This window comes from Aureimonas sp. AU40, assembly GCF_001463785.1.
GTDB lineage: Bacteria > Pseudomonadota > Alphaproteobacteria > Rhizobiales > Rhizobiaceae > Aureimonas.
In genome coordinates this window covers 25,518-43,762 of record NZ_BBWL01000025.1, presented here as the reverse complement: position 1 = coordinate 43,762, position 18,245 = coordinate 25,518, and the positions used below count along the sequence as shown (strand labels likewise).

At 66.8% G+C, this 18,245-nt stretch carries 22 protein-coding genes; 9 read left to right on the top strand and 13 right to left on the bottom strand.

Features of this window, described 5'->3' with window-relative positions; translation table 11 throughout:
- Positions 1 to 94: 94 nt before the first annotated feature.
- The 3 genes from AUL32_RS08075 to AUL32_RS08065 all read right to left on the bottom strand — a co-directional run bounded on the left by AUL32_RS08075 (position 95) and on the right by AUL32_RS08065 (position 2,337).
- Entirely contained in the window at positions 95 to 676 is a 582-nt protein-coding gene (locus tag AUL32_RS08075; protein WP_062113518.1) for a lytic transglycosylase domain-containing protein, read from the bottom strand.
- Between the two features lie 201 nt (positions 677 to 877).
- Positions 878 to 1,621: an N-acetylmuramoyl-L-alanine amidase gene (locus tag AUL32_RS08070; protein WP_062113515.1), complete on the bottom strand. Its 744-nt coding sequence runs from the start codon at positions 1,619 to 1,621 to the stop codon at positions 878 to 880.
- Complete coding sequence (locus AUL32_RS08065; protein ID WP_061977880.1) at positions 1,618 to 2,337, bottom strand: J domain-containing protein; 720 nt, start codon at positions 2,335 to 2,337, stop codon at positions 1,618 to 1,620. Before AUL32_RS08065 ends, AUL32_RS08070 begins: the two co-directional genes overlap by 4 nt.
- 177 nt (positions 2,338 to 2,514) lie before the next feature.
- Here AUL32_RS08065 and AUL32_RS08060 point away from each other — a divergent pair, with 177 nt between their 5' ends.
- From AUL32_RS08060 to AUL32_RS08050, 3 genes are all read left to right on the top strand, one after another.
- Positions 2,515 to 2,763, top strand: coding sequence for a hypothetical protein (locus AUL32_RS08060; protein WP_061976781.1), 249 nt, complete (start codon positions 2,515 to 2,517; stop codon positions 2,761 to 2,763).
- A gap of 196 nt (positions 2,764 to 2,959) precedes the next feature.
- Positions 2,960 to 3,772: a glycoside hydrolase family 25 protein gene (locus AUL32_RS08055; RefSeq protein WP_244497724.1), complete on the top strand. Its 813-nt coding sequence runs from the start codon at positions 2,960 to 2,962 to the stop codon at positions 3,770 to 3,772.
- Positions 3,773 to 3,842: 70 nt separating this feature from the next.
- Entirely contained in the window at positions 3,843 to 5,042 is a 1,200-nt protein-coding gene (locus AUL32_RS08050; protein ID WP_062113513.1) for a lytic murein transglycosylase, read from the top strand.
- 86 nt (positions 5,043 to 5,128) lie between these two features.
- Here the strand turns inward: AUL32_RS08050 and AUL32_RS08045 are convergent, their stop codons facing one another.
- The 5 genes from AUL32_RS08045 to AUL32_RS08025 form a co-directional block, all read right to left on the bottom strand.
- Positions 5,129 to 6,061: a glycine--tRNA ligase subunit alpha gene (locus AUL32_RS08045; protein WP_374700937.1), complete on the bottom strand. Its 933-nt coding sequence runs from the start codon at positions 6,059 to 6,061 to the stop codon at positions 5,129 to 5,131.
- Positions 6,062 to 6,216: 155 nt separating this feature from the next.
- Positions 6,217 to 6,408, bottom strand: coding sequence for a hypothetical protein (locus AUL32_RS08040; protein WP_061976785.1), 192 nt, complete (start codon positions 6,406 to 6,408; stop codon positions 6,217 to 6,219).
- A 61-nt stretch (positions 6,409 to 6,469) separates the two neighbouring features.
- Positions 6,470 to 7,348: a S49 family peptidase gene (locus AUL32_RS08035; protein WP_156421369.1), complete on the bottom strand. Its 879-nt coding sequence runs from the start codon at positions 7,346 to 7,348 to the stop codon at positions 6,470 to 6,472.
- A 72-nt stretch (positions 7,349 to 7,420) separates the two neighbouring features.
- A complete protein-coding gene (locus tag AUL32_RS08030; protein ID WP_062113507.1) occupies positions 7,421 to 8,218 on the bottom strand; it encodes a tRNA1(Val) (adenine(37)-N6)-methyltransferase in 798 nt (265 codons plus the stop codon).
- Positions 8,196 to 8,423 carry a putative signal transducing protein gene (locus tag AUL32_RS08025; RefSeq protein WP_061976788.1) on the bottom strand — a complete coding sequence of 76 codons (228 nt, stop codon included), beginning with the start codon at positions 8,421 to 8,423 and terminating at the stop codon, positions 8,196 to 8,198. The genes AUL32_RS08030 and AUL32_RS08025 overlap by 23 nt, the downstream gene beginning before the upstream one ends.
- A gap of 143 nt (positions 8,424 to 8,566) precedes the next feature.
- Between AUL32_RS08025 and AUL32_RS08020 the strand changes: the two genes are divergently transcribed.
- The 4 genes from AUL32_RS08020 (at position 8,567) to moaB (ending at position 13,044) form a co-directional block, all read left to right on the top strand.
- On the top strand, positions 8,567 to 9,580 hold the full coding sequence (locus AUL32_RS08020; protein WP_374700936.1) for a polyprenyl synthetase family protein: 1,014 nt from the start codon (positions 8,567 to 8,569) through the stop codon (positions 9,578 to 9,580).
- Between the two features lie 158 nt (positions 9,581 to 9,738).
- A complete protein-coding gene (locus tag AUL32_RS08015; RefSeq protein WP_062113504.1) occupies positions 9,739 to 11,574 on the top strand; it encodes a tetratricopeptide repeat protein in 1,836 nt (611 codons plus the stop codon).
- A 10-nt stretch (positions 11,575 to 11,584) separates the two neighbouring features.
- Positions 11,585 to 12,496, top strand: coding sequence for a 4-(cytidine 5'-diphospho)-2-C-methyl-D-erythritol kinase (locus AUL32_RS08010; RefSeq protein ID WP_062113501.1), 912 nt, complete (start codon positions 11,585 to 11,587; stop codon positions 12,494 to 12,496).
- Positions 12,493 to 13,044: a molybdenum cofactor biosynthesis protein B gene (gene moaB / locus AUL32_RS08005; protein ID WP_062113498.1), complete on the top strand. Its 552-nt coding sequence runs from the start codon at positions 12,493 to 12,495 to the stop codon at positions 13,042 to 13,044. The genes AUL32_RS08010 and moaB overlap by 4 nt, the downstream gene beginning before the upstream one ends.
- A gap of 47 nt (positions 13,045 to 13,091) precedes the next feature.
- Here the strand turns inward: moaB and AUL32_RS08000 are convergent, their stop codons facing one another.
- Complete coding sequence (locus AUL32_RS08000) at positions 13,092 to 13,583, bottom strand: hypothetical protein (RefSeq protein WP_062113496.1); 492 nt, start codon at positions 13,581 to 13,583, stop codon at positions 13,092 to 13,094.
- 196 nt (positions 13,584 to 13,779) lie between these two features.
- On the opposite strand from AUL32_RS08000, the gene AUL32_RS07995 reads away from it, so the two are divergent.
- Positions 13,780 to 14,880, top strand: coding sequence for a PA0069 family radical SAM protein (locus tag AUL32_RS07995; protein ID WP_062113574.1), 1,101 nt, complete (start codon positions 13,780 to 13,782; stop codon positions 14,878 to 14,880).
- A 268-nt stretch (positions 14,881 to 15,148) separates the two neighbouring features.
- Complete coding sequence (locus AUL32_RS07990) at positions 15,149 to 15,862, top strand: ribonuclease HII (protein WP_062113493.1); 714 nt, start codon at positions 15,149 to 15,151, stop codon at positions 15,860 to 15,862.
- A 158-nt stretch (positions 15,863 to 16,020) separates the two neighbouring features.
- Here AUL32_RS07990 and AUL32_RS07985 read toward each other — a convergent pair whose 3' ends face one another.
- From AUL32_RS07985 to AUL32_RS07970, 4 genes are all read right to left on the bottom strand, one after another.
- A complete protein-coding gene (locus AUL32_RS07985; RefSeq protein ID WP_061976793.1) occupies positions 16,021 to 16,503 on the bottom strand; it encodes a F0F1 ATP synthase subunit B in 483 nt (160 codons plus the stop codon).
- Positions 16,504 to 16,515: 12 nt separating this feature from the next.
- Positions 16,516 to 17,124 (bottom strand): F0F1 ATP synthase subunit B, encoded by a 609-nt coding sequence (locus AUL32_RS07980; RefSeq protein WP_062113491.1) that lies wholly within the window; start codon positions 17,122 to 17,124, stop codon positions 16,516 to 16,518.
- Between the two features lie 73 nt (positions 17,125 to 17,197).
- Positions 17,198 to 17,422 carry a F0F1 ATP synthase subunit C gene (locus tag AUL32_RS07975; RefSeq protein ID WP_019996925.1) on the bottom strand — a complete coding sequence of 75 codons (225 nt, stop codon included), beginning with the start codon at positions 17,420 to 17,422 and terminating at the stop codon, positions 17,198 to 17,200.
- 72 nt (positions 17,423 to 17,494) lie between these two features.
- The gene (locus tag AUL32_RS07970; protein ID WP_062113488.1) at positions 17,495 to 18,244 is read right to left on the bottom strand and encodes a F0F1 ATP synthase subunit A; all 750 of its coding nucleotides are present in this window, start codon (positions 18,242 to 18,244) and stop codon (positions 17,495 to 17,497) included.
- Position 18,245: the final 1 nt, after the last annotated feature.

Genomic DNA, 18,245 nt, shown 5'->3' with positions numbered 1-18,245 from the left:
CGCCCGGCCGAACGTGTCAAGCGAGCAGACTGCCTGGGGGCCTGTTTCGACGCCTCGGACGGCGAGATCCGCGCCCCACTATTTCGGGATGGCCTCAGAGCGAAGCGAGAACCAGCTTCACCTTCTCGCAATAGCGCGCCGAGGTGGGGTTCATGCGCCGGGAATAATGGCCGGCATTGTACTTGAGGATCGTGCCGCAAAGCGTTCCACCGCCACGCCGTTCGGCGCCGGCGAGATATTTCATGCCGTATTTGATGTTGACTTCCGGGTTGTAGAGATCGGTCGCGTCGCCGACGAAGCCCATGTCGCGGGCGGTCGCGGGCTTGATCTGCATGAGGCCGATCTCGCCGGCCCGGCCCGTGACTTCGATGCGGTAGTTGCTTTCCACGGAGACGATGGCATGCGCCAGTTCCACCGGAACGCCGTTGGCCCGCGCCTCGCGCTCGATAATGTCGGCGAAGGGCTTTTCCGAAAGGCGATCGGCCTCCGTCTCGACGTCGTTCGTCTCGACTGCATTCGCCGGGGCGGCGGTCTCGTCGGGGTCGGTCAGGGTCTGGCTGGAGACGGTCTTCTCGATCGGGGCGGTGGAAGTGGAAGAGGCGGTATCGGCGGTTGCGGCGGAAACATGCGCAAGCGCAAGCGTCACGGCGGTGGCCATGGCAGGCAGTCGTCTCATTTCGGTCCTGTGGTCTTCGACCCGGCCGGCGCAACAAGCCGGCGGCATCGTCCCCTCTCGGCCGCAAATCCTCAGCGGCGGTGCAAAGGCGTTTTGCCCTGCAAATCGACCGTGAGTGCGGCAGCGAAGTAACGGAATGTTAACGGCTGAAACAAAACGCGCTTGAACCAAGCTCTGGCTAGAGCGTTTGCAACGCCCAGATCAGACCAGTTGAACCAAAGTTCGAAGGATTTCGACGGTCTCGCGATCGGCCCGGCCATTGACTTGGCGTGGCCGGAAGTGGCGCTGGAAGGCCGCTGTCACGAACCGGGTCTCATCCCCGAAGATGCCGTCGATTCGCAGGCCGTAACCATAGGCCACGAGATGGCTCTGGTAGGCCTCCACCTCCGCTCCGCGATCCCCTTCGCAGAGCAAAACTTCGTTTTCCTTAATATTGGTCGTGCACCAAACACCGACGCCCGCTTGAAAAAGTTGATCCCAAGGGAACAACTCGCCGGGGTCTTCCTTCCGATCGGGCGCGATATCGGAATGAGCCAGCACCAAATGTGGCGCGATTTTCCATCTCTCGCCACAATCTCTACACAATTCGATCACCGCCTCGATCTGCCGTTGAGGAAACGGGCGGTAGCCGTGCTCGTGTCCGGGATTGACGATCTCGATGCCGATCGAGCGCGAGTTGATGTCGGTGTGGCCTTGCCAGCTTCCCCTCCCCGCATGCCAGGCGCGCTGCGCCTCGGGAACGAGTTGCAAAATCTCGCCGTCTTCCTCGACGACATAGTGGGAGGAAACTTCGCTGGCGGGGTCGGTCAGGCGCGCCAGCGCCGCTTCGCCGCTGCGCATCCCGGTGTAATGGAGGAGGAGGATATCGGGGCCAGCGACACCGCGTCGGCCGTTCTGGTTGGGAGAGGGGACGAGCCGGGAGACGAGCGGCGTGTCCGCCTTCATTCCGCGGGCGCCAGCTTGCCGACCGTTGCCCAGGCCGCGTTGATCGCCTTCATACGCTCGGTGGCGATCGCCATGAATTCCTGCGGAACGCCGCGCGCCACGAGCCGGTCGGGATGGTTCTCCTTGACCAGTTCGAGATAGCGGCGGCGGATCGTCTCAACGCTGTCGGTCGGCTCGACGCCCAGCACGGCATAGGCGCCCGTCTCGCCGCCCACGACATGGCGCGCCTTGAGGCGCTCAAACTCGCGCTCGCTGATGTCGAAGAGTTCGGCGACGCGGTGCAGGAAGCTCATCTCCCGCTCGTGCACGAATCCGTCCGCGCCCGCGATATGGAACAGGCCGTCGAGAACGTCGGTCAGAAGCGCGCAGTCCCGCTGCTCGCTGCCGCAGAGCGAGCGCATGCGCAGCGCATAGGCTTCGAAGCCTGCCGTGTCCTGCTTGGCGAGGTCGTAGAGCCGGAAGACGTTGCGCACTTCTTCGGGCGGAATCGCAAAGATCCGGCGGAAGGCATTGATCTCATTCTGACTGACGACGCCGTCGGCCTTGGCCATCTTGGCCGAAAGCGCGATCATGGCGACGGAAAAGGCGACGCGATTGCGCGTTTCACGGTCGGCCGCGAAGGCCGAGCGGATACGCTCCACCAGGGCTTCGACGGTGGCCGCACCGCTGGCGGCGAGATCCCGCACGAGTTGCGCGAGGCTCGAATAGATCGACATGGTCTTTCCGTTTCCGTCGCGCCGCAGGAGCGCCCGAGTCGGCATCTTATCGCAGCCAGGAATTTCGCAACAGCGAAAGCGTGCAGGGAAAGCCGGCCTTGCGTCACGAAAAAGGGCCCGCGCTGATGGCGCGAGCCCGGTTTGGCGTGGAGCGAGCCCACGCGCCCGAAGGCTGAGATGGGTTACGGCGTCGTGGTCGTGCCCGACGTGCCGGTGGTGCCGGTTGCGCCCGGCGTGGCGGTCATTCCGGTAGTGCCCGTCGTACCCGTGGCCGGCGTCGTGGTGGTTCCGGTGGCGGGAGCGGTCGTCGTGGCCGGAGCCGTCGTGCTTGCCGCAGGAGTGGACGTGCTGCTTTTGTTGTCGGAGCAGGCCGACAGCGCCAGAAGAGCAGCGGCGCCGAGAGCAAGAGAGATCGTCTTCATCTGAGGTCTTCCTGTTGTTGGTCTGCTGCACACTGAACGAGCCAAATCCCATTCGGTTCGCCCAAAAACCGATCACGCTGCATTACAGCGATCACATTAAAGCCGGCTCACCAATCGGTGAGACTGCGTAAGGAACAGCCCGGCGTAAGGTCCGATCCTCAGTTTGCCGCCGCAGAACGAGGCGGGACGGGAGCGGCACGATGCGGGTTGAAGGCGGGACGACCCCATTCGGTCTGCCGTTCGGGCGGCGGCACCTAGCCTGCCGCAGCCTCGCCCTCCTGGCTCTCGCCTGCCTTGCTCTCTCCAGCTGCCGCTCCGTCTCGCTCGACGCGACCGAACTCGGCCTGACACCGATTGCCGGCTCGAAACCCGAGCACTATCCCGTCCACGGCATCGACGTGTCGAAATACCAGGGCGACGTGGATTGGGACGCGGCGCGCAGCGGCGGCGTGGCCTTCGCCTATCTGAAATCGACCGAGGGCGGCGACCGCGTCGACTCCTCCTTCCTGCGCAACTGGAAATACGCCAAGGCCGCCGGCGTGCCGCGCGGCGCCTACCACTTCTTCTATTGGTGCCGGCCGGGCATCGAGCAGGCGCGCTGGTTCATCGCCAACGTACCGCGTGACCCGGACGCCCTCCCCCCGGTGCTCGATGTCGAGTGGACGCCGGATTCGCCGACCTGCACCCGCCGCCCGCCGCGCGAGGAGATGGTGCGGGAGATGACCGCGTTTCTGAACGCCGTCGAGCGCTACTACGGCGTCCGGCCCATCATCTACGCGCCGATCGATATTCACCGCGACCGGCTGGAGGGCACGTTCCCCAAGCACCAGTTCTGGCTGCGCGGTGTGAAGGACCATCCCAGCGAGAACTATCCCGGCCGCGACTGGCGCTTCTGGCAATGGACGGCGACCGGCACCGTGCCGGGCGTCGAGGGCGAGGTGGACCGCAACGCCTTCGCCGGCACGAAGGCTGACTGGCAGGCCTGGCTCAAGGCCCATCGTCCCGCTTCCTGAACCGCCTTCTTCAAAGCGCCGCAGTTTGTCTGTTAGGCCGGGCGCATTCTCCTCCCGAAACGGACCCGCCATGACCTCTTCGTTCAGACATGTGCTTCTCGCCTCCACCTTGCTTCTGGCCGGCGTCGGCTCGGCCGCGGCGCAGAGCGCGCAATGCGGCGGGGACTGGAACGGGTTCCTTCAGGGCGTGCGGGCCGAGGCCGAGGCCAAGGGCCTGTCGAAAAGTGGCGTCGACCGGGCTTTGGCCAATGTCCGCCAGGACGAGAAGGTCCTGGCGCGCGATCGCGGACAGGGCGTGTTCCAGCAGGAATGGCTGCGGTTCCAGGGCCGCATGGTCAACAAGGATCGGCTGGCGCGCGGCAAGGCCAATATCCAGAAATACGCCTCGACCTTCCGCGACGTAGAGAGCAAGACCGGCGTGCCGGCCGCCGTCATCACGAGCTTCTGGGGCCTTGAGACCGATTACGGCGCGGTGCTAGGCGATTTCGACACGCTCTCGGCGCTGGCGACCCTGGCCCATGACTGCCGTCGCCCGGAGATTTTCCGCCCGCACCTGATCTCGGCGATCGAGCTGGTGGATCGCGGCTATCTCCGGCCCGACCAGATGAAGGGCGCCTGGGCCGGCGAGCTCGGGCAGACGCAGATCCTGCCGGAGGACTACATCGCCTTCGGAACGGACGAGGACGGCAACGGCCAGATCAACCTCCTGACCGACGTGCCGGACGTGTTGATGACCACCGGCAAGTTCATCCAGTCCATGGGCTGGCGCAAGGGCGAGCCCTGGCTGGAAGCCATCCGCATGCCGGCGAACTTCCCCTACGACCGCGCGGCGCTGGTCAACAAGGAGCCGCGTTCCGAGTTCGCCAAGCTCGGCGTCACCAAGTCCGACGGAACGCCGCTGGAGCGCGACGGCATGATGGCCTCCATCATCCTGCCGCAGGGCAAGGGCGGCCCGGCCTTCCTCGCCTTCCCGAACTTCGACATTTACCTCAAGTGGAACAACTCACTGACCTATTCGCTGACCGCCGGCTATTTCGGCACGCGGTTGGCGGGCGGTCCGGAGGTGGACGCCGGCAAGCCGCAGCCCGGCCTCGACGGCGAGGGCATGAAGCGGCTGCAGCAGCGCCTCGTCTCGCTAGGCTACGATGTCGGCAAGGTGGACGGAATTCTGGGCGCCAACACCCGCGCTGCGGTGGCGACCGAGCAGCAGAAGCACGGCATGGCGCCGGACGGCTGGCCGACCGCCGAGCTCCTGGCCAAGCTGGGCTGAGCCGGATCACCATCAAACGAAAAGGGCGGCCTCTCGGGGCCGCCCTTTTTTATTCTGTCCCCTCCCCTTCGAAGGGGAGGCCAACGTCAGGCGACGGCCTTCCAGTTGATGCCGCCGGCATCGGTCAGGAGGAAGGCCTCGCCGCAGGCTTTCGCCAGCGTGCGAACGCGCAGGATGTAGCTCTGGCGCTCCGTCACCGAGATGACGCCGCGCGCGTCGAGCAGATTGAAGACATGGCTCGCCTTGATCGCCTGGTCATAGGCGGGGAAGACGCATTTGTGCAGGGCCTGATTGGCGCCCGCGCCCGGCGCGCCAGCGTCGAGCAGGGCGCGGCACTCGGCCTCCGCGTCCTCGAAATGGCGCAAGAGCGTCTGCGTGTTGGCGAACTCGAAATTGTGCCGGGAATATTCCTGCTCGGCCTGCAGGAACACGTCGCCATAGGTGACCTTCTCGTCGCCCTCGCGGCCGTTGAAGTTGAGGTCGTAGACGTTGTCGACGTTCTGCACATACATGGCGAGGCGTTCCAGGCCATAGGTCAGCTCGCCCGCCACGGGCGCGCATTCGATGCCGCAGACCTGCTGGAAATAAGTGAACTGCGAGACCTCCATCCCGTCGCACCAGCATTCCCAGCCAAGGCCCCAGGCGCCTAGCGTCGGCGACTCCCAGTCGTCCTCGACGAAGCGGATGTCGTGCAGCGCGGTGTCGATGCCGATCGCCTTCAGCGAGCCGAGATAAAGCTCTTGCAGGTTGGACGGGTTGGGCTTCAGAAGCACCTGATACTGGTAGTAATGCTGGAGCCGGTTCGGGTTCTCGCCATAGCGCCCGTCCTTTGGTCGGCGCGAGGGCTGCACATAGGCCGCGTTCCACGGCCGGGGTCCGAGCGCGCGCAGCGTGGTGGCGGGATGGAACGTGCCCGCGCCGACTTCCATGTCGTAGGGCTGCAGAACGACGCAGCCGTAATCGGCCCAATAGCGATGCAAAGCCAGGATCAAGCCCTGGAACGAGCGTTCGGGCCGCATGTGGGGGGCGAGGTCGGACATGGGGCACCTTTCCGGCTGACCAGCATGGCGGCCCTCCGATCCGCGATCGGGGCCGTCTCTTTGGGGGCGAGTTGCCACGGAGCCGCCGGAGGGGTCAAGCCTCACACTCAGAACACGGGCTTCACCCGGCGCGATCAGTCCCGCCTGAGGCGAAACACGCCGTCTTCGTCCCGCACCAGAGTCCCTTGCGCGCCGGTGCGCATTTCCGCCTCGGAGCGCCGGTTGCGCTCCGACACGCGCGCGGCATCGCGCTGCATCTGCTGGTATCCGAAATAGGCCGCCGCGCCGACAAGGCCGAAAAGCAGGATGGGCATCAGATCCGCCATGGTTCGTCCATCCCGACTGTCCTTCCCAATCCCGGCAAAGGCAAGGCGCCGGCCTCTCGGCTCAGAGCCCGTAGCGCGCCCAAAGCGCACGCTCCTCCGCCGCCTCCACCAGGCCGGACCCCAGCCCCGCGCCGATCTGCGACAGATCGAGGCCGCCGCCGAGCCGGCTCGACGCGCCGCCGCCCCGCAGGCCGAACAGGCCCCGCTTGGGGCCGATCAGCTGCAGCTTGACCTTGTCGCCATAGTGCCCGTGCAGAACGGTGCGCAGATCGCTCAAGCGATCCACCAGCCCGAGATCGAGCCCGCGCGTGCCCGACCAGAACAGGCCGGTGAAGAGATCGGGATCGTCGGCGAGCTTGGCGCAGCGCCGGGATTTCACGAGGTCGATGAAGGTCTTGTGGACGTCGAGCTGGAGGGCTTTCAGATGTTCCACGTCCTCCGGCCGCTCGGGCCGGAACGGGTCGAGCGTCGCCTTGTTCTGCCCGGCCGTGTGGACGCGCCGCTCCACCCCGATCTTGCGGATCAGCTCCACGAAGCCGAAGCCGCCGGACACGACGCCGATCGAGCCCACCACCGTCGAGGGATCGGCCACGATCTCGTCGCCCGCGCAGGCGATCATGTAGCCGCCCGACGCGGCCACGTCTTCGCAGGCGACGATGACGTGCTTGCGCTTTTCCTCGGCGAGATCGCGGATGCGCTGGAACACGAGACGAGACTGCACCGGCGAGCCGCCCGGCGAGTTGACCGAAATGGCGACCGCCGGCGCATCCTTCATCGCGAAGGCACGCTCCAGGAGCGGGGCGACCGAGGCGAGAGAGATGGACTGGCGGAACGGCCCGGAGGCGCCGGCCATGATGACGCCCTGAAGGCGCACCACGGGAACCACGAGCTCCTCGGAACGAAAGCGCTTGGGTAGGAGCTTCTTCAGGCGGCTGGGCACGGGGGAAACCTCGGGTCGCATTGAGTGAGACCCCATGTAGGAAGGCGCGCGGGCCCACGCAAAGCGCTTGCGTCACGAAACGGAGAGATCGACCTCGCCGCGTGAGATCGCTCCCCGCAGCACCTCGTCCAGGACCAGTGCCGGCAGGATGCGTAGGGGCGCGCGAGAGCCGCGAACCGCCGAGACGAGAAGCCGGATGGCGGGCGCTTCCGCCGACGACTGCACCGGGCAAAGCGCGATCGCGCCGAAGCGCCCCTCCGCGCCCTGGAGGATCTCGCCGAGATTGTCCGGCCGCACGATCAGCGCCAGCGGCGCGCCATGCCTTGCCAAGGCGCCCGCCACCGCCAGCCAGCGGCCGAGAAAGCCGGGCTCGGGCAAGGATTTGGCAGCCCCGCGAAGGGCGTCCGGCGAAACGCGCCCGCCGGCGGGATGGAAAGGCGGGTTGGAGAGAATGCGGTCGAAGCCGCCGTCCGGCAGGCCCGCCGCCTCGCGCGCCGGGCGGGGGCTAAGAAGATCGACTTCCACCACCTTCAGCCGATCAGCCAGGGCGCGATTCTCGGGCAGGGCAAGGCTTGCCCGCGCCAGATGCGCCATGTCGGGGCTGCGTTCGGCGAGGATCAGGGACAGGCCCCGAGCGCGGCTGGCGCTGGCAAAGGCAACCGCCCCCGCGCCGCTGCCCATGTCGAGCGCCAGCCCGCCGGCCTCGCGCGGCACGGCGGCCGCCAGAAGCAGCGCGTCATGCCCGGCGCGGAAGCCGCTGCGCCGGGGCTGGAGGAGATGGAAGGCGCCGCCGAGAAAGGCGTCCTTCGACGTGTCTCCCGCAAAGCCGGGTTCGGTCGCCGTAGCCTCAGCGGGTGTCGGAGAGTTCATGGCCGAGTTCCGCGTCGCGCAGGAGGCGGCGCGCCTCCTCGATCCCGTCCTCCTCCACAAGAAGGCGGCGCGGAATGGCGCCGATGGAGCCGTCCAGGATGCTCATGTGACCATCGGCCACGAAATGGGCGATCCCGGCATCCTTCAGGAGGGCGGAGAGAAAGGACAGAAGCACCGGGTCGTTGGAGCGCACGAGTTCGATCATGATCCGACTTGGCGCGAAACCGGGGCGCGCCGCAAGGGCCGCCGGGGGCCTCTTTCACCCTGCGGCGGAACTTGTCGCTCCATTCGCTCTTGCCGCTGGCCCCCCGCCCCGCTATTGCCCCGGCAACCGAATGGAGAATTGTCGTGAGCCTAGCCAGCCCCGTGGGTACGAAAAGGCCAGTCGCCTCGATCGATCCGATCCTCGGTCTGACGCGCGCCGACATGAACCGCGTCAACGACATGATCTTCGCCATGGCGGGATCGAATGTCGAACTGATCCCGCAGATCGCCGAACACCTGATCTCCTCGGGCGGCAAGCGCCTGCGCCCGATGCTCACCATCGCCTCGGCCCTCCTCTTCGGCTACGAGGGCGAAGGCCATGTGAAGCTCGCCGCCAGCGTCGAGTTCCTCCACACCGCCACGCTTCTGCACGACGACGTGGTGGACGAGAGCGACCTTCGGCGCGGCCGCAAGACGGCGCGCACCATCTGGGGCAACCAGGCGAGCGTTCTGGTGGGCGACTTCCTGCTCGGACAGGCCTTCAAGACCATGGTCGAGGTCGGCTCGATGCGCGCGCTCGCCATTCTCTCGAACGCCTCGGCCGTGATCGCCGAGGGCGAAGTCTGGCAGCTCTCCGCTGCCAAGAAGATGACCACCACCGAGGCCGACTACCGCGCGGTGATCGGTGCCAAGACGGCGGAACTCTTCGCCGCCGCCGCCGAGGTCGGACCGGTGATCGCCGAGGCCGGCGAGGACGCCGCGCGCGCCATGCGCGCCTATGGCATGCATCTCGGCATGGCCTTCCAGCTGGTGGACGACGTTCTCGACTATGGCGGCTCGGCCAGCGATCTCGGCAAGAATGTCGGCGACGATTTCCGCGAGGGCAAGATCACGCTTCCCGTCATCCTCGCCCATGCGGCGGGCGACGAGGCCGAGCGCGCCTTCTGGCGCGAGGCCATGGAAGACGGGCGCAACGACGACACGGCGCTTGCCCGCGCGCGCCAGCTGATGGAGCGCCACGGCGCGCTGGAAGCGACCAAACAGCGCGCCCGTGACGAAGGCCGCCTCGCCTCCCAGGCGCTGGCCGCCATGCCGGCGGGCCCGGTGCGCGACGCGCTGGAAGCGGTGGTGGAGTTCAGCATCGACCGGATTTCTTGAGCGGCGTTTCGCCCCTGCTCTTGCGCACGGCCCCAAAATGAACAAGCTGGATTGACAAGGGAACTGGTCGGCGCCTGACGCTTGTCGGCCGCGGCGGCTTCGCCGGAGCCACGCCGGCCGTTCCGGGCCGCTCCCGCCCTTCGCAAAGGAATTCGACGTTGGATACATCGCGCATTTCGCGGATCGCTCTCTCAGCGACGCTTGCGGCCTCGATGTTGGCGATCGGCGCGGCCGGAGCGCAGGCGAAGCCGACCAAGCCGGCCCCGGTCGTGGTGTCCAAGGGCCCGATTGAGGTGAACTCGCTGTCGGGCGCCTATCTCGCGGCCAAGCAGGCACGCGAGAACCGCCAGCCCGACGTCGCCGCCCAATATTACGAAAAGGCGCTGTCGCTCGACCCGACCTCCGAGACGCTGCAGCAGGAAGCCATGTTCGCCTATCTGGCGGACGGGCGCTTTGCCGAGGGCGTCAAGCTCGCCGCGAAGCTCGCCAACAACGAGGACGTCGGCAAGGTCGCGCACATCGCGCTGGGCCTCGACGCGCTGCGCGCCAGCCGCTTCGACGCCGCGATCAGCCAGCTGAAGCTCGACGACACGAGCGACCTCGACACACTTCTGGTCGGCCATCTCTCGGCCTGGGCCGAGCTTGGCGCCGGGCGCTCCAAGGATGCGCTCGCCCGCGTCAACGCGTTGTCGGGCGCGTCCTGGTTCGCGGTGTTCAACCAGTATCAGACCGGCCTTCTCGCCGGCCTGTCGGGCAATCTGCCCGCCGCGCGCACGGCGCTGAACAGCGTGATCTCCGATCAGGCCTCGGCGCAGACCTCCGTCGACGCCTTCCTCGCCAGCGCCGAAGCGCTCGGGCGGCTGGAAGCGCGCGCCGGCAAGAAGGCCGACGCGCTCGCCGCGATCGATAAGGGCCTGGAGCTCGCGCCGGGCTACGACCCGCTGACGCAGCTGCGCGCCGAAGTCGAGGCCGGCAAGAAGGTGGCGCCGCCGATCGAGAACGCGCAGGACGGGGCGGCCGAGACGCTCTACATCCTCGGACAGGCGATCAACCGGGGAGATGGGCAGGACGTCGCCCTTCTCTATTTCCAGTTCGCCAAGGCCGTGTCGCCGACGGTCGATCCCAAGCTCCTGACCGCCATGGCCGGCGTCGCCGATCGCACGCAGCAGATCGACCTCGCCCTCTCCTATTACGAGCAGATCCCCAAGACCTCGCCCTACCGGCGGACCGCCGAGCTGCAGATGGGCCTCGATCTCTGGCAGGCCGACCGCAAGGACGACGCCAAGACCCATCTTCGCAAGGCCGTCAGCGACTATCCCAACGATTTGCAGGCGCATCTCGCTTTTGCCGACATTCTCTCGGCCGACAAATCCTTTGCCGAGGCCGTGCCGCTGCTCGACCGCGCGCTGGAGCTGGCGCCCAAGGATTCGTCCACGCTCTGGAACATACATTTCCAGCGCGGCATCGCCTTCGAGCGGCTGAAGCAGTGGGACAAGGCGGAGCCGGAGTTCAAGAAAGCGCTGGAGCTTTCGCCCGACCAGCCGCAGGTCCTGAATTATCTCGGCTATAGCTGGGTGGACATGAACCGCAACCTCGACGAGGGGCTGCAGATGATCCGCACCGCCGTCGATCTCAGGCCGAACGACGGCTACATCATCGATTCGCTGGGCTGGGCCTATTATCGCCTTGGCCGTTACCCCGACGCGGTGGAGCAGCTGGAGCGCGCCATTCTGCTGACGCCCGCCGATCCGACGATCAACGACCATCTGGGCGATGCCTATTGGCGCGTCGGTCGCACGCGCGAGGCGCGCTTCCAGTGGAACCGCGCGCTGATCGGCGAGCCCAAGCCCGAGCCGAACGTGGTGGAAACCATCAAGCGTAAGCTGGCCGAGGGACTCGGGCCGGAAGCGCCCACCAAGCCGGGCGAGGTCGCGCCCGACACGGACGCGCAGCGCGCCGCCAACGAGGCGCCGGCAGCCGTCCGCCCGAACTGACGCTGAAGCGGTGGACCTTCTGGAGCCATCCGCTCCGGCGCTGCATCGGGCAGCGCTGGCGCCTGCCAAGATCAATCTCGCGCTGCATGTCACAGGGCGGCGCGAGAACGGCTATCACGACCTCGACAGTCTCGTGGTCTTCGCCCGCGAAGGGGACCGGCTCACGCTGGCGCCCTCACACGAGGATCGGCTGACGATCGACGGCCCGTTCGCGAGCGGCCTGCCGCTCGACCGGGGCAATCTCGTTCTGCGCGCCCTGGATCTGGCGCGCGTCGGTGCCGCCGGCCTCGGCCTCGCGCTTCCTCCCCTCCACATCCATCTGCAAAAGAATCTGCCGCTCGCATCGGGCATTGGTGGCGGCTCGGCGGACGCCGCCGCGCTTCTGCGCATGCTCGGCGCGATCTGGCCCGCCATCCAGCCCGCTCTGGCCACGGAATGCCTCGCGCTCGGCGCGGACGTTCCGATGTGCCTGTCCGGCCGGGCGGCCCGCGTGCGCGGCGTCGGCGAGATCGCGGCCGCCGTCCCGCGCCTGCCGGGCTTCGGTCTCTTGCTGGTCAATTGCGGCGCGCCCGTCTCCACGCCCACCGCCTTCGCCGGGTTGGAGCGGCGCGACAACCCGCCTCTGCCTCCCCTGCCCGAGGACGGCTTTATCGACCTCGCCGCCTTGGTCGACTATCTCGCAGGCACGCGCAACGATCTGGAGGCCCCGGCGCGGCACATCGTGCCCGCCATTGCCGCCGTGTGCGACGCCTTGCGCGCAGAAGAGCCGCTGTTTCACCGCATGTCCGGCTCCGGCGCCACCGTCTTCGCCCTGTTCGAGAACGGGGCGCAGGCCGAGCAGGCGGCCGTGCGGCTGCGCGCGCGCCATCCCGGCTGGTGGATCGCCTCCACCGGCGTCGATCCGATTGGAGACCGGCCATGAGCGCCCCTGACCGCCTCTTTCTTCCGCTCGGCATCGCCGTCCTTACCGTGTCCGACACGCGCAAAGCGGAGGATGATCGCTCCGGCGATACGCTGGCCGCGCGCCTCAGCGAAGCCGGCCATCGCCTCGCCGCGCGCGCCATCGTGCCGGACGATCGGGACGCCATTCGCGAGACCGTGCTCGGCTGGTCCAGGGACCCGGAGGTGGACGTCGTCATCACGACGGGCGGCACGGGCTTCACCGGCCGCGACGTGACGCCGGAGGCGCTGGAGCCGATCTTCGAAAAGCGCATGGACGGGTTCTCAGCCGTGTTCCACCGCGTCTCCTTCGAGACGATCGGCGTATCGACCATCCAGTCCCGCGCCACGGGCGGGGTGGTGAACGCGACCTTCGTCTTCGTCCTGCCCGGCTCGCCCGGAGCCTGCTGCGACGCGTGGGACCATATCCTAAAGCCCCAGCTCGACTACCGGCACAAGCCCTGCAACTTCGTCGAGATCATGCCGCGCCTGGACGAACATCTGAGGCGCAAAGGCGGCGCGGCAGCCTGAAGGCCAGCCGTCTCCGCTCCTCCATCGGCTGAGGCAAGGCGAGGCGTTCAGTCGTCGCGCTTGCGCAGCCGCTCGCTGGGCAGCCCATCGGCGGCCCTGTCGATCGCGACTCCCGCCGCCAGACGCTTCGCCAGATGCGCTTTCGGAACCAGCCGCGCGCTGGGCCTTCCGGCGAACCAGCGTCGCCACCCCGCGCGATCCCCCACGGGCAGCACGAAGCGGCCGCCTCTCGGTGCCTTCTCGCGCAACTGGTTTTCGATGTGATGCACCGCGCGCTCCGGCCAGCTTCCGGGCAAGCGGCTGCCCGCACGCAACACCAGCACCCACTCCCCCTTCAGCGTCGCGGCCGACTGGCGCAACTCGGCCAGCGAGCGCACCGAGCAACCCGCATGGTCCGCGACGTCCAGAACCTCCTGGCCGCTGGGGTCCACGACCACGACATCGCGCAGCACACCCTCGACCACGCCGGTTACCAGCGAGGACAGGGTCAGGGTCAGTTCCTGCGGGTCTTCGGCATCGAAAACAAGGACGCTCAGCATGGAACCGGCTTAACCGAGCCGAAGCGCGCTGACCAGAGCGGCACGGATACGCAATTTTGTTCTTGTAATGTTCTCATATGATGAATAGGACTATGGTCACAACGAGAGCAGCCACAGGGAAGCTTGTCCCATGTCCGAGATCCGCAGCCTCGAGAGAACCGACCGCCTGGGTCTGACCGGCCGTGAAGGCATCGACATGGCGCATCATGTCGTGGCGCAGTCCGGCCTTCGCATCGGCTTCGAGCGTCGGCGCGGCCGCGCGGCGGGCATCAACCCGACGGGCCGCTTCGAGCCTTTCTCTCGCTCCGTCTTCGACGATGGCTGGGCGACGATGGACGAGTTGCCGAGCTTCAAGACCGAAGTGCAGACGGAGATGGCCCGCACGGTCATCACCCGCAACACCTCCCCCGACATTTCCTTCGACCGGTCGGTGAACCCCTATCGCGGCTGCGAGCACGGCTGCATCTATTGCTTCGCACGGCCGACGCACAGCTATGTCGGCCTGTCGCCGGGGCTCGATTTCGAGACTAAGCTCTTTGCCAAGCCGAACGCTGCGGAGCTTCTGGAGGAGGAGATCGGCCGCGCCGGCTACGAGCCGAAGGCCATCGCGATCGGCACCAATACCGATCCTTACCAGCCGATCGAGCGCGAGCGCCGCATCATGCGCGACATGCTGGAAGTGCTGGAGGCCGCCAACCATCCGGTCGGCATCGTGACGAAGTCCGCTCTGGTGCTGCGCGATCTCGATATTCTCTCGCGCATGGCGGCCAAGGGCCTCGCCAAGGTCGCGATCTCGGTGACGACGCTCGACCGACGCCTCGCCCGCACCATGGAGCCGCGCGCCGCGACGCCCTCCAAGCGCCTGGAAGCAGTTCGCGAACTCACCAAGGCCGGCGTGCCGACCATGGTGATGACGGCGCCGATCATCCCGGGCCTGACGGATTCGGAGATCGAGCGGCTTCTGGAAGCGGCGGCGGAAGCGGGCGCTCGCGAGGTCGGCTACGTTCTTCTGCGCCTGCCGCTGGAGGTCGCGCCGCTCTTCAAGGAATGGCTGCTGCAGCACTATCCCGATCGCTACCGGCATGTCCTGTCGCTCCTGCGCTCTATGCGCGGCGGTAAGGACTATGACGCGGAATGGAACAAGCGGATGACCGGCAAGGGTCCCTACGCCATGCAGATCAAGCATCGGTTCGAAATGGCGGCCCGGCGCTTCGACTTGAACCTCGAGCGCACCCAGTTGCGCACCGACCTGTTCAGGGCGCCCAAGGGCGCTGGCGTCCAGCTGTCGCTGCTCTGAGAGACGACCGAAGCCCGCGAGCGGAAGAACACAGACTTTCGTTCGCGGGCAACAGGCGGGCTTTCAGTTGATGCGGGGCGTGTCTCCTCATCGATGAAGACGCTCTGAGGGAACCGGATCAGCCAGATCGATGCTGGCACTATGTCTACCCCGCCGGTTCGCCAAATCATTCGGGTTCTGCCCGCACCAGTTCCGGCGTTTGTCCCCGACGCCGGATCGCTCGCCCGCCGTCCGCACCCGGCTCGCGAGCCTTGAGGAGAATCGGAGAATGCGCGAGTCTCGCCGCACCATGGCTCGCCGTTCCTCCGATTCTCCACCCCTTCCCCCTCGCCCTGCCCGACGTGCCGCGCCGCATCCCGGCCCGGATTTTGCGCGCGAGGCCGCCCTTCTGCAGAATGGCGTCCACTGCGTGGCCGGCGTGGACGAGGCCGGGCGCGGTCCGCTCGCCGGACCGGTCGTCGCCGGCGCGGTGATTCTGCGCGTCGAGCACATTCCCGAAGGGCTGGACGATTCTAAAAAGCTTGGCGCGCGCGAGCGCGAGCGCCTGTTCGATGCGATCCTCGATATGGCCGAGGTAGGCCTCGGCAGCGCCAGTGCCGCCGAGATCGATCGGCTCAACATCCGGCAAGCGACGTTTCTCGCCATGCGACGCGCGCTGTTTGCCCTTCCCAGCAGGCCCGATCACGCTTTGATCGACGGTCGCGACGTGCCGCCGGGCCTTCCCTGCGCCGGGTCGGCGGTGATCGGCGGAGATGCGCTCTGCCTGTCGATCGCAGCGGCCTCGATCGTCGCCAAAGTCATGCGAGATCGGCTGATGACCACGCTTTGCGCGAGCGACCCGCGCTACGGTTTCAGCCGCCACATGGGCTATCCCACGGTCGCCCATCGCGCCGCGCTCGCCGAGCATGGCGTTGGCCCGCATCACCGGCGCAGCTTCGGGCCGGTGCGAGCCCTCATGCTGGCAGGCGAGTCGGACGGTTAGGCGAGGCCCCACTCGTGCCATCTCCCATGTGCAAACCCCATCGCATCGGTGCGGGTTGGCACACTTCCCGATTTGCCGCTTCCCGGCATTCCGCAGACAAACGAAAAAGGCCGGCTTTTCAGCCGGCCTTCGTCTTATACAAGAGCTATTGGTGCGGATCAGTTCAGACGACGGCGCACTTCGGCGATCGACTGGTCGGTGATGCGCGGGTCGGCGCCGACATTGCGCTCGGTCATGACGCGCGTTGCCGCCTCGATGGCGATGTCCACCGCGCGAGCGCGGACTTCGGACACGGCCTCGATCTCCGCCTGCTTGATCTTCTGCTCGGCGACCTGCGTGCGACGGGCAACGTAGTCTTCGCTCTTGGCGCGGGCCTCGGCGACGATGCCCTGCGCCTCGCGCTGCGCGACGGCGAGGATTTCCTGCGCCTCGCTCTCCGCCTCGCGGCGGCGGCGCTGGTATTCGGCCAGTTGCTGCTTGGCCTCTTCCTTCAGCTCGCGCGCTTCGTCGATCTCGTTGCGGATCTGCGCGGCGCGCTTGTCGAGCGCCTTCGCCATGATCGAGGGCGCCTTGAGATAGGCGATCAGCGCCAGGAAGAGGATGAGGCCGACGAGAGCCCAGAACGTATTGTCGAAAGCCATGGCGACGCCCTTTTAGGAACGAACGGAACGGACGGCGTGGGAGACGTCCTCGCGCGACACGCCGAGGCCGGCAATGTCGTTGAGAATGGCTTCGGCCGCATCTTCGGCGATCGTGCCGACATCGGCGAGCGCGCGCATCTTCACCTCGGCAATGCGAGCCTGGGCGCTTTCGAGGCGACCGTCGAGTTCGGCCTCGATGGTCTTGCGCTGCGCATCGGCATCGGCGCGCGCCTTGTCGCGGGCTTCCGTGGCGATGCGGGCGGAATTCTTGCGAGCGGACGCGAGTTCCTGCTCATAGGCGGCCTGTGCCTCGTCGGCGTCGAGGCGCATGCGCTCGGCGGCTTGGAGATCGAGGGCGATGCGCTCGCGGCGATTCTCCAGAACCGTGGAGATGCGCGGCACGATCGTCTTCGACAGGACGTAGTAGAACACGCCGAAGGTGATCGCGAGCCACAGGATCTGCGACGCGAAGAACTCGGGGTTCATCGGCGGAAAGCCGGCTTCCTCGTGGTGACCGGGCTCCACGGAGATCGCTTCGCCCGTGGGCGGAACGGGTGTTTCCATCAGGGTCGGACCTGCATCTGGCGATTGGACCTGGGCGAAAGCCTGAGTGACGAACATGTCGGACTCCGATGATACGGGTCCGGCCGCCCCAGCAGGGGCGGCCGGCTGCACAATCCCTTATGCGACCTGCTTAGACGAAGAGCAGCAGGAGCGCGATCAGGAGCGAGAAAATGCCCAGAGCTTCCGTCACGGCGAAGCCGAACACGAGACGACCGAACTGGCCATCGGCTGCCGACGGGTTGCGCAGGGCGCCCGTGAGGAAGCTCGAGAAGATGTTGCCGAGCGCGAGAGCGGTGCCGGCCATGCCGAAGCAAGCGAGACCAGCGCCGATGTAACGTGCAGCTTCCGCGTCCATGGGAACTCCTTTGGTTGGATCGTGCGGGGGTAGGATCCGCGGCGCCATGCGTCCGCGAAAGGGGGAGAGCGGTCAGTGGTGAACGTGAACCGCGTCGTTGAGGTACATGCAGGTCAGGATCGCGAAGACATAGGCCTGCAGGAAGGCAACCAGGAACTCCAGCGCCGTGATGCCCACCGTCATGACGAGCGGCAGGAGAGCGCCGAGGAAGCCGAGCGCGCCCATGCTGCCCATCGAGACCACGAAGCCTGCGAAGACCTTTAGCGTGATGTGACCGGCCAGCATGTTGGCGAAAAGACGAACAGAGAGCGAGATCGGGCGCGAAAGGAACGAGATCAACTCGATCAGCACCACGAAGGGCAGGACCGCCCCCGGAACGCCGGAGGGAACGAAGACCTTGAACCAGCCGAGGCCGTTCTTGCGGATGCCGTAGACCACGACCGTGCCGATCACCAGCAACGCAAGCGCGAAGGTGACGATCAGATGGCTGGTGACGGTGAAGAAGTAGGGGAACATCCCGATGAGGTTGGCCACCAGGATGAACATGAAGAGCGAGAACACGAACGGGAAGAACTGCATCCCGTGCGAGCCCGTCGCGTCGCGCAGCATCTTGGCGATGAACTCGTAGGAGAGTTCGGACACCGACTGCGCGCGGTTCGGGACTAGGCCACGTCCCCGGGTCGACCAGTAAAGGAAGCCCGTCGCCACCGCCACGGTCGCGACCATGAACAGCGAGGAGTTGGTGAACGACAGATCAAGGCCGCCGATCTCGATCGGAACGAGCCGAGAAATCTGGAACTGGTGAAGCGGATCGTTCGCCAAA

Coding starts and splice junctions, on each gene's coding strand:
- AUL32_RS08045 (WP_374700937.1), bottom strand. CDS start 6,061: ATGCGGCCCGAACGCTCGTTCCAGGGCTTGATCCTGGCTTTGCATCGC.
- AUL32_RS08060 (WP_061976781.1), top strand. CDS start 2,515: ATGGGTTACGGCGTCGTGGTCGTGCCCGACGTGCCGGTGGTGCCGGTT.
- AUL32_RS08070 (WP_062113515.1), bottom strand. CDS start 1,621: ATGAAGGCGGACACGCCGCTCGTCTCCCGGCTCGTCCCCTCTCCCAAC.
- AUL32_RS08075 (WP_062113518.1), bottom strand. CDS start 676: ATGAGACGACTGCCTGCCATGGCCACCGCCGTGACGCTTGCGCTTGCG.
- AUL32_RS08030 (WP_062113507.1), bottom strand. CDS start 8,218: ATGAACTCTCCGACACCCGCTGAGGCTACGGCGACCGAACCCGGCTTT.
- AUL32_RS07995 (WP_062113574.1), top strand. CDS start 13,780: ATGGCGCATCATGTCGTGGCGCAGTCCGGCCTTCGCATCGGCTTCGAG.
- moaB (WP_062113498.1), top strand. CDS start 12,493: ATGAGCGCCCCTGACCGCCTCTTTCTTCCGCTCGGCATCGCCGTCCTT.
- AUL32_RS08050 (WP_062113513.1), top strand. CDS start 3,843: ATGACCTCTTCGTTCAGACATGTGCTTCTCGCCTCCACCTTGCTTCTG.
- AUL32_RS08000 (WP_062113496.1), bottom strand. CDS start 13,583: ATGCTGAGCGTCCTTGTTTTCGATGCCGAAGACCCGCAGGAACTGACC.
- AUL32_RS08040 (WP_061976785.1), bottom strand. CDS start 6,408: ATGGCGGATCTGATGCCCATCCTGCTTTTCGGCCTTGTCGGCGCGGCG.
- AUL32_RS07980 (WP_062113491.1), bottom strand. CDS start 17,124: ATGTTCGTCACTCAGGCTTTCGCCCAGGTCCAATCGCCAGATGCAGGT.
- AUL32_RS08055 (WP_244497724.1), top strand. CDS start 2,960: ATGCGGGTTGAAGGCGGGACGACCCCATTCGGTCTGCCGTTCGGGCGG.
- AUL32_RS08065 (WP_061977880.1), bottom strand. CDS start 2,337: ATGTCGATCTATTCGAGCCTCGCGCAACTCGTGCGGGATCTCGCCGCC.
- AUL32_RS07975 (WP_019996925.1), bottom strand. CDS start 17,422: ATGGACGCGGAAGCTGCACGTTACATCGGCGCTGGTCTCGCTTGCTTC.
- AUL32_RS07990 (WP_062113493.1), top strand. CDS start 15,149: ATGCGCGAGTCTCGCCGCACCATGGCTCGCCGTTCCTCCGATTCTCCA.
- AUL32_RS07985 (WP_061976793.1), bottom strand. CDS start 16,503: ATGGCTTTCGACAATACGTTCTGGGCTCTCGTCGGCCTCATCCTCTTC.
- AUL32_RS08025 (WP_061976788.1), bottom strand. CDS start 8,423: ATGATCGAACTCGTGCGCTCCAACGACCCGGTGCTTCTGTCCTTTCTC.